Source organism: Nonomuraea sp. NPDC049784 (genome assembly GCF_040659615.1).
Taxonomy (GTDB): domain Bacteria; phylum Actinomycetota; class Actinomycetes; order Streptosporangiales; family Streptosporangiaceae; genus Nonomuraea.
Genome location: NZ_JBFAMX010000474.1, coordinates 1 through 8104, shown reverse-complemented (window position 1 = coordinate 8104; position 8104 = coordinate 1). Strand labels below are relative to the sequence as shown.

7 protein-coding genes and 1 pseudogene are annotated in these 8104 nt (G+C 67.7%); 5 read left to right on the top strand and 3 right to left on the bottom strand.

All coding sequences use genetic code 11. From position 1 onward, the window contains the following. Positions 1 to 364: 364 nt before the first annotated feature. Positions 365 to 1012 (bottom strand): TetR/AcrR family transcriptional regulator C-terminal domain-containing protein, encoded by a 648-nt coding sequence (locus tag AB0J09_RS48400; RefSeq protein ID WP_360707378.1) that lies wholly within the window; start codon positions 1010 to 1012, stop codon positions 365 to 367. A 353-nt stretch (positions 1013 to 1365) separates the two neighbouring features. On the opposite strand from AB0J09_RS48400, the gene AB0J09_RS48395 reads away from it, so the two are divergent. Together AB0J09_RS48395 and AB0J09_RS48390 are read left to right on the top strand one after the other, a co-directional pair. After that, positions 1366 to 1557: a hypothetical protein gene (locus AB0J09_RS48395; RefSeq protein WP_360707375.1), complete on the top strand. Its 192-nt coding sequence runs from the start codon at positions 1366 to 1368 to the stop codon at positions 1555 to 1557. Beyond that, positions 1557 to 3083 carry a hypothetical protein gene (locus tag AB0J09_RS48390; RefSeq protein ID WP_360707372.1) on the top strand — a complete coding sequence of 509 codons (1527 nt, stop codon included), beginning with the start codon at positions 1557 to 1559 and terminating at the stop codon, positions 3081 to 3083. The genes AB0J09_RS48395 and AB0J09_RS48390 overlap by 1 nt, the downstream gene beginning before the upstream one ends. A gap of 372 nt (positions 3084 to 3455) precedes the next feature. Here the strand turns inward: AB0J09_RS48390 and AB0J09_RS48385 are convergent. Beyond that, positions 3456 to 3746 (bottom strand): annotated as a pseudogene (locus AB0J09_RS48385) (IS110 family transposase); the annotation flags it as partial. A 978-nt stretch (positions 3747 to 4724) separates the two neighbouring features. On the opposite strand from AB0J09_RS48385, the gene AB0J09_RS48380 reads away from it, so the two are divergent. Further along, a complete protein-coding gene (locus AB0J09_RS48380; RefSeq protein WP_360707370.1) occupies positions 4725 to 5672 on the top strand; it encodes a helix-turn-helix domain-containing protein in 948 nt (315 codons plus the stop codon). A gap of 208 nt (positions 5673 to 5880) precedes the next feature. Here AB0J09_RS48380 and AB0J09_RS48375 read toward each other — a convergent pair whose 3' ends face one another. After that, positions 5881 to 6288, bottom strand: a complete 408-nt coding sequence (locus AB0J09_RS48375) for a MerR family transcriptional regulator (RefSeq protein ID WP_360707367.1) — start codon at positions 6286 to 6288, stop codon at positions 5881 to 5883. Between the two features lie 58 nt (positions 6289 to 6346). Here AB0J09_RS48375 and AB0J09_RS48370 point away from each other — a divergent pair, with 58 nt between their 5' ends. Then, positions 6347 to 7054 carry an SDR family oxidoreductase gene (locus tag AB0J09_RS48370; RefSeq protein ID WP_360707364.1) on the top strand — a complete coding sequence of 236 codons (708 nt, stop codon included), beginning with the start codon at positions 6347 to 6349 and terminating at the stop codon, positions 7052 to 7054. Between the two features lie 393 nt (positions 7055 to 7447). Then, entirely contained in the window at positions 7448 to 8008 is a 561-nt protein-coding gene (locus AB0J09_RS48365; RefSeq protein WP_360707361.1) for a recombinase family protein, read from the top strand. Positions 8009 to 8104 lie beyond the last annotated feature (96 nt).

Genomic DNA, 8104 nt, shown 5'->3' with positions numbered 1-8104 from the left:
CAACCTGGTCGAACGCTGTATTGGCAAGCTCAAGCAATGGCGCGCCATCGCCACCCGCTTCGACAAACTGGCCACCCGCTACCTGGCAGGCGTCACCATCGCCTCGCTCATGCTCTGGCTCCGGCACGCCGAATTGTCAGACACTCCCTAGCCATCGACCAGCACACCGGTAGAAGCTGGAGGCGGTGGGAAGTGGCGGCCTCCGCCGAACCTCAGAGTGGCGGCCCACCGTAGCGCTGTGGAGTCCCGGGATGGCTTGAGCGACCCGCAACGCCCAGCAAGGAAGCATCCCTTGCGTTCAACACGGAGCATCCCTTGCGTTCAACACGGGCGGCGCCCGTGTACGCGTCGTCCTGGTCCACGCTCAGCGGGCCCCCTGCCGATTGGCCTGATCCCGGATACCGCCGACCACGGTGTCGAAGATCCGATCGAACTCCTCCACAGACCCGAAGCCGGCCTGCAAGGATGCGAGGGCCGCCATCGTCGGGTACGCGGTGGCGTTGATCGCGGGCATGTCGCCGGTCTTGTCGGATCCGCTGCTGAGGACCGCCAGCAGGTATCCGTTGAGGAAGCCGAACAGCATCAGTGGCGCGTCGGCGACCACCTGGTCGGGCAGGTCGGCCTTACGCATCGCGGTGACCAGTCGTTCCAAGGCGGTGAGGGCTACCGGCGAGGTCTGGGCGCGCGTGGCCAGCAGCGGGAATACTCGGGGGTGCCGGTAGGCCATCTCCCGGTAGCCGTGCGCCGTCCGGCGGGCGATCTCTTCCCAGTGGTGGGGTGCGTCATCCGCGGCGGCCGCCACCTCGGCGAGCACGGCCTCGGATATCGCGTCCAGCAGGGCCGCCTTGCCCTTGATGTGGTGGTAGATCGACATCGGGTCGACCTCGAGTTCCTCCGCGAGTCGCCGTACCCCAAACCGCTCAAGGCCGTCGCGGTCAACGAGTGCGACGGCGGCGGCGGCGATGCGCTCGCGGTCGAGCCCCGCTGAAGTTCCCTGTGCGCGTCTGGCCATATCCATTCCTCCCGCTTGCCAAACCTACATCGTAGAATTTACTGTGGAAGTCGAAACCTACGATGTAGGTTTCGGGAAGAGGCGGTCATGACCACAATCACCAACCGCGCTGCTGAACCACGCCCTGGGCGGCGAGGGGTACCCGGCCGCGTCCCTGGCTCCTCGCGCCGTGCGTACCCGCGCCAGGAACACCCGCCGTCAGCGTTGTGAACAGCGACAAGATCGCGGATCTCAATGAGCAGCCAGGACATCCCGGAGAGCTGGACGGCCACTCCTCGGAAGCCGCTGAAGGCAAGCAGTCATAAGCCACACGCGGCTCCTCACGGGCTGCCAACAAACCTTACGGAGGAGACATGGGCGAGGTCACCGGTGCACAGCAGCCATCGGCGGGCATCCGGTTGCGGCGGCAGGCCCCATACGAACAGGAGACCCGCATGCCCAAACTGCCCGAGCCACAGCTCGCCGACGCCGACGATGTGGTCCGGCTCGACCCGGTCTCCACCCGAATGGCCGTCGGCGCCAGCCACAACCTGAGGAGCGCCTGATGAGACCCCTGGAGATCCTTTCGTCGACCATCAACCTGCTGGGGCTCGCGATCGTGGTGATCCCCCGGCTGCGCGCGCTGCGCTGGCCAGGCTTCGTGGTGCCCGTCGCGCTGCTCCTGGCGGCAGCGCAGGTCCTCGTCGAAGGCCCGCGCTGGCAAATGGCCCCGGCCTACGCGCTGACCGCGATCTTGTTCCTGACCTGGCTGACCGGCATCGTCCGGCCGAGCGCCGTGCACGTCAACCGGCTGGTCGCCGGCTCAGGCGCCGGACTCGGTGTGCTGGCGGCCCTCGCCTCCGTCCTCCTGGCAACGGTGATGCCCGTGTTCCGCTTCCCCGAGCCGACCGGCCCGTCTACGGTCGGCACGACGACCTACCACTGGGTGGACGCAAGCCGTCCGGAGCTGCTCAGCGACACCCCCAATGATCATCGGGAACTCATGGCGCAGGTCTGGTATCCCGCCGAGCCTCAACCGTCGGCACCGCGCGCCCCCTACATTCAAGACGCCGAGGCGGTGACGCCGGCGATGGCGCGCCTGGCCGGCTTTCCTGAGCCCATCTTCAGCCAGCTCAGACATGTGACCACCAACGCCGTCGCGTCCGCTCGCATGGCTGCCGACAGCCCCCGCTACCCGGTGCTCATCTCCCTCACCGGGCTCAGTGGGTTCCGCGCCGCGAGCACCTTCCAGATCCAGGAGCTGGTTTCGCATGGCTACGTGGTCGTCGGGCTCGACCAGCCGGGCGCCGCCGCCATGACACGTTTCCCCGACGGGCGGGAGATCCCGGGGTGGCCCAGGGACAAGATCTACCCGCTGATCAGCCAGAGCTGGACGCCGCGGCCAGACGCGCCGATGCTCCAGGGGGAGGTGCTTCCCGACGGGATCATCCCGTACTTCGCGCAGGACGTCAGCTTCGCGCTCGACCGGCTCGCGGGTCTGAACGAGGCCGACCCCGCCGGCATCCTGACCGGCCGCCTCGACCTCGATCGCGCCGGCGTCTTCGGGATTTCGTTGGGCGGCGCGACCGGCGCCGAGGCGTGCGCGAACGACCAGCGACTCAAGGCGTGCTTCATCATGGACGTTCAAATGACGGCCCACGTCGTCAGGGTGGGCTTGCAGCAGCCGGTCTTGTTCATGACCCGCGATGCCGAGACCTTTCGTCTCGAACGGGAGCGCAGCGGCGGCTGGCCGGAGGAGGAGATCTCCGGGACCATCGAGACCATGACCGACGTGTATCAACGCCTGCCGAGCGTCGGCTATTACGTGGAGGTTCCCGGGTTTTACCACATCGACTTCACCGACGTCCCGGTCTGGTCACCGGTCACACCGCAGCTTGGCCTGAACGGGGCGATCGGCGCTCGGCGAGCACACGACATCATCAACGCCTACTCGCTCGCGTTCTTCGACAAGCATCTCATGGGACGGTCATCGTCACTGCTCGAGGGGCCGTCGAGCCGCTTCCCAGAAGCGCGGTTCATGCATCGCCAGGGCGGGCCAGAGCGGCCGTCAACCACCGCGCACCCCCAGTGACGGTGTCCATGCCGCCAGCTGGCGTGCTGGACGCAGTCGCGGCGCAGCGCCTCGCTCTTGAACTCCGGGGCAGGCACAACCCGACCGACAGCGTCGTCACCAACCCGACCAGGCCGATATGCCTTCGATCACCGGCGGAGTTCCACTGGCGTGGCTGGAGCGTGGGATCCGTTCCAGGGAGCCACGATGCGATGATCGAATAGGGTGTCCCGGCCGTGCTCGTACGCCCCGTCACGCGTCGTCAGGATCCGGCACTGCCGGACACGCCAAAACGCGCTGAGGCGGCACGAACCATCACCCGGCGGCACCGCGCGGCACTAAAGGATCTTGCTTCTAATCCGACGGTCGCAGACATCCGATCTGCCGAAGTTGTCAACCCATGGCCTTCGATCGCGGTGGGAAGGCGACATCTTCGTTGTAGGTCGCGCCCTTTTGCAGGCAGTGGTGAAGGCAGCCGAGCATCCGGTTGAAGGTGTTGCGCAGGGCGCTGGAGTGCCGGTCGCCGTCGTCTCGGCGGCGGTCGTAGTGTGCTCGGGGGCCTGGCGCTCGCAAAGAGGCGAAGGCCCAGACGTAGCCGGCGGCGGCCAGGCGCTGGTTCTTCACCTTGCGGTGGTGGACGATCAAGCTTTTACCCGAGGCGCGGGTGATGGGCGCCGCACCGGCGTCGTGCAGTGCGCTCACGGTGTCCAGGACGTGGGAGAGCTTGCCCTGGGGGTAGTGGCCGAAGCTGGAGCGCAGGGTGGTCATCCAGTCGTCGTCCAGGCGGGAGGCGACGCGGGGGTCGTCGGCGAGTTCGTCGCCGGTGATGCCCATCATGGAGGCGTTCAGAACGATGCAGGGGACGACGAACGTGCCCGAGTTCTTGAGCAGGGAGACGACTTCGTCGGTGTGGGCCTGATTCATGAAGACGTGGACCAGGCCGTCGATGCCCGCCTCGATGGCCATGTGGGTGGCGTCCAGGGTGAGGGTGAGCATGCCGTGCCGTTTGGCCTCGGCCACCCCGGACGAGCACACCGTCGAGCACGAGCGGCGCTGGCCCAAAGAGATCTGGGGGCCTTACCGCACCTTCCCCGAGCTGGCCAGCGCCCGCGACTTGGTGCGCCCACTGCAACGTCTGGATTGGCCCAGTAGAGCCGTCCCAATAACGGTAGATATCGGGACGGGCCGTGGGGGCCGGAGTTGGCCCCCACGGTGGGCTATCGGCCGCTGTGGTGATCGCCAGGGGGGTTCGGGCCGGCCGAGCGCCGTCGCCGTATCTGGGTGGTGAGGTTGAGGATGGCGGTGCCAGGTTGAGGGCGGCGCCGATCAGCGGGATCGCCTCGAGGATGTGGTGCATGTCCGGCTCCTTGCGTGCTGGTCGTAAAGAGGCGGTCCGGCCGGTGCCGCGTGGTTGCCAGACCAAGTTGGCCCGAGGCGGAAGCGTTCGGCAGCGGATGCGGAGCAAGGCGGACGAATCGCCGCCTGCTGGGGTTGAGGTGGGGCAGGCTGGTCAGCGGCAACAGGGGGAGCCGGTCGTTGGCGCCGATCGGGGTTCGCCGCTCTTCGCCGGCGGTGGCGGACAGCGGCAAGCGGGAAACGGAGGCGGTGGAGATGGCAGACGGCCCGATCTCAGAGCCAGGCGCAGGAATTGATCCGCAATCCGTGCACACCGTCAGCGACCTGGCCGCGGCGTTGGATGGGCTGCGTCAGGGCTGCTCGTATGCGGAGTTGGGCCGGGAGGCGCGTCCGGATCGGCTGCCGGCCAGCACGCTGAGTGATGTGCTGCGTGGGAGGAAGCTGCCGACGGTGGAGACGCTGGAGGTGTACCTGCGTGCCTGTGGGGTCGGCAAAACCGAGCGGGCGGCCTGGCAGGCGGCGCGGGAGCGGGCCGGGTCTGGACGGCCGCCGCTGGCCGGGGCGGTGCGGGTGGCCCAGGCGCAGCCACGGCACCTGGGGGTGCACGCGGCCATCGACGCCCCTGGTGCACGCGGGCCGCTGCCGGTCTACGTGGAGCGGGACATCGACACCGAGCCCGGCGGGGTGCGCGCACGACTGGCCGCGGCGATGCACGGCGGAGGGCTGGTGGTGCTGGTGGGTGGCTCGTCGGTGGGCAAGACCCGGTGCGCGTACGAGGCCGTGGCCGCCTTGATGCCGCAGTGGTGGCTGGTCCACCCGCACGATGCCGCCCAGGTGCGCGAGCTGGCCGCCGGGCCTGTGGCCAAGACGGTGGTGTGGCTGGATGAGCTGCAGCGCTACTTCCATGCCGAGCACGGCCTGGACGCGGCCACGATGAGGGCGCTGCTGAGAGCCGGGACGGTGCTGGTGGCCACCGTATGGCCCGAGCGCTACACCTCCTACACCCTGAAGATCGTGACGAAGCGGCCGGGTCAAACCGGGTTCAAGGTATTGGCCCGGCGCTGGATCGTCGAGCGCTCGCTGTCGTGGCTGATGAACGCCCGTCGCAACGTGATCGATTATGAAAGGCTCCCGCAACACTCAGAGGCTCACCTGACCTGGGCGGCAATCACGCTCATGACCAGACGGTTGACCAGGAAGACCGCGTCCACTACATGGATGAGACGGCACCCAGCCCCCACGCAGGCCGCTTAATCGAACCGCCAGGATTCTCAACGGTGAGTCCCCGACGTTGGTGCGACGGAGTGTTCGCCGGACTCGCTTGCTAGGCATTCGCTCGGCGGAGGCGTTCGGCTGCTTGTGCCCGGCGGGATCTTGTTCCTTTGCGGCGGTGGTCAGGAGTGCTCGGCCGTTCTCTGCGTACAGACCGGTCTTGGTATCGAGTCCGACTCGGCTGTGGCGATCACGGCGTCGCGGAGTGACTCGCCTCTGCGGCGCCGTCCTGGTCCGCGATCCACGTGCAGCCGCTATCCGCGCTTCGGGAGTGCGCGATGACCGCGTCCAGGCGGTCACGGGTACGGGTCAACGCGGCGATCTGGGCATCGATGCGATTGCGCTCGGCGGCGAGCCGGGCACGCGCCTCCGGAGTGCCGACCTTGGCCTCGACGCAGGGCAGCAGTTCGGCGATGGTCCGGCTGGACAGGCCGGCCGCGTAGAGCGTCTGGATCAGCTGGACACGTTCGGCCGCCGACTCGGGGTAGTGGCGCTGCCCGGAGTCGCTCCGGTTCGCGTCCAGCAGACCCTGCTCTTCGTAGTAGCGCAGGGCTCGCACGCTGACGCCCGACCGCGCGGCCAACTTGCCGATACGCACCGTGACCTCCATCACACGACTTACCTCTGACGTCAACGTCAGGTTTTAGCCTATCCGCATGCAGATCAACGGATCACATGTGCTGGTGACCGGCGCCAACCGGGGCCTGGGCCGGCAATTCGTCCTATCCCTCCTCGAGCGCGGCGCCGGCAAGGTATACGCCACTGCCCGCCGTCCGGAGCTCATCGACGTACCAGAAGTCATCCCGCTGCGCCTCGACATCACGGATCCGGCATCGGTCGCCGACGCGGCCACCGCAGCGCCCGACGTCAAGATCCTCATCAACAACGCGGGAATCTCGACCGGGGCGAACCTGGTCACCGGGGACCTGGACACGATCCGCCGCGAGCTGGACACCCACTTCTACGGCACCCTCAACGTGATCCGCGCCTTCGCACCCCAACTGGCCGACGGCGCGATCCTCAACGTTCTGTCCGCCCTGTCATGGCTCGCCTCCAACGGTGCGGGCGCATACCACGCGGCGAAGGCCGCCGAGTGGGCGCTCACCAACAACGTGCGCCTGGAACTGGCCACGCAACGCACCCTGGTGACGGGCCTGCACCTGGGCGCTGCGGACACCGACATGATGGCCTGGTACAACGGCGACAAGAGCGCCCCCGAGGTGATCGTCGCGGCGGCCCTCGACGGTATCGAGGCGCACCGGCCGGAGGTGCTCGCCGACGACTGGAGCCGCCAGGTGAAGGCATGGTTGTCCCAGGACCCCAATGTCATCTACCGGGAAGCGGCGGCCGCCCTCACGGCCTGACTTGCTGACTCTGAAATGTCACGGCGCCCGCGACCGTGACCTTTCAGGCGCGCCCGTACGTTGAGCCGCGCTCGCCGGCAGGGTGATCCAGCGTGACCAGAGCAAGGCGGCACTGACGCAGCCGCATCGTTGCCGGCGAAGGCCAGCCCGATGACGAATCTGGAGATCGGCCCATTCGGCAGGCCGCCGGCCAGAGCCAGACGGCTCAGGCCGCCTCGGCCTCCTCGTCTTCGCCGTCCATGCAAGACGAACGACGAGGACGATAGACCTTCAGAATTTCTGAAATCTCATCAATCTCCAAGAAACCACTGATCCCAGGAAGTAAGCCGAGGTCCTGCGGCTATGGCCACGCTCAACCGCTCAACGAACACAAGGGTTATTCCTCAGAAGGAGGTGGGCTGCGAACCGATCTTCGCCGAGAAGATCAGCACGCGTATCAAGCTGCGGCCGGAGTTCGCCAAGGCGATGGACTACGCCCGCACCATCAAGCAGGCCGTCCCGCATCAGCGCGTGATCTTCACGGTGCATGAGATGAAGCGCCTGGGGCGAGGCGCCGCCGAACTGCTCGCCATCGCTGAGGAACTACGCCGCCACGACATCGAGCTGGAGCTGCTGAGCGGCCCGCTGCAGGGCATCTACAACCCCTCAGGGCATGGGGCGGCGTTGTTCGCCTTCTTCGCCGGGATGGCCGCTGAGTCCGAGCGGGAGTACATCCGGGAGAAGTCCCTCGAAGGCCAGGCCTCGGCCCGCGAGCGCGGCCGGCACGGCGGCCGCCCCAAGGTGTTCGACGACGACATGATCGCCTATGCTCGGTCGCTGCGCGCCCGAGGCGTGGCGGTCCCCGACATCGCCCGCAAGCTGGTCATCCCCGCGGGCAAGAACAAGGGCCGGCATCCCTCGGTGGCCAGCGTCTACCGAATCCTGGCCGACGACGGGAATCCGACCGGGAGCTGACCGTCGGGCGCTTGGGTGCTGATCAGCCGGGCGCGCCGTCGACGGGCACCACGGCGATCGTCGCCTCGGCAGAGGATCCGGGCACCAGGCGGACGC

Excerpts from the sequence above, each read along its gene's own strand:
- AB0J09_RS48395 (WP_360707375.1), top strand. The coding sequence starts at position 1,366 with ATGGGCGAGGTCACCGGTGCACAGCAGCCATCGGCGGGCATCCGGTTG.
- AB0J09_RS48390 (WP_360707372.1), top strand. The coding sequence starts at position 1,557 with ATGAGACCCCTGGAGATCCTTTCGTCGACCATCAACCTGCTGGGGCTC.
- AB0J09_RS48400 (WP_360707378.1), bottom strand. The coding sequence starts at position 1,012 with ATGGCCAGACGCGCACAGGGAACTTCAGCGGGGCTCGACCGCGAGCGC.
- AB0J09_RS48370 (WP_360707364.1), top strand. The coding sequence starts at position 6,347 with ATGCAGATCAACGGATCACATGTGCTGGTGACCGGCGCCAACCGGGGC.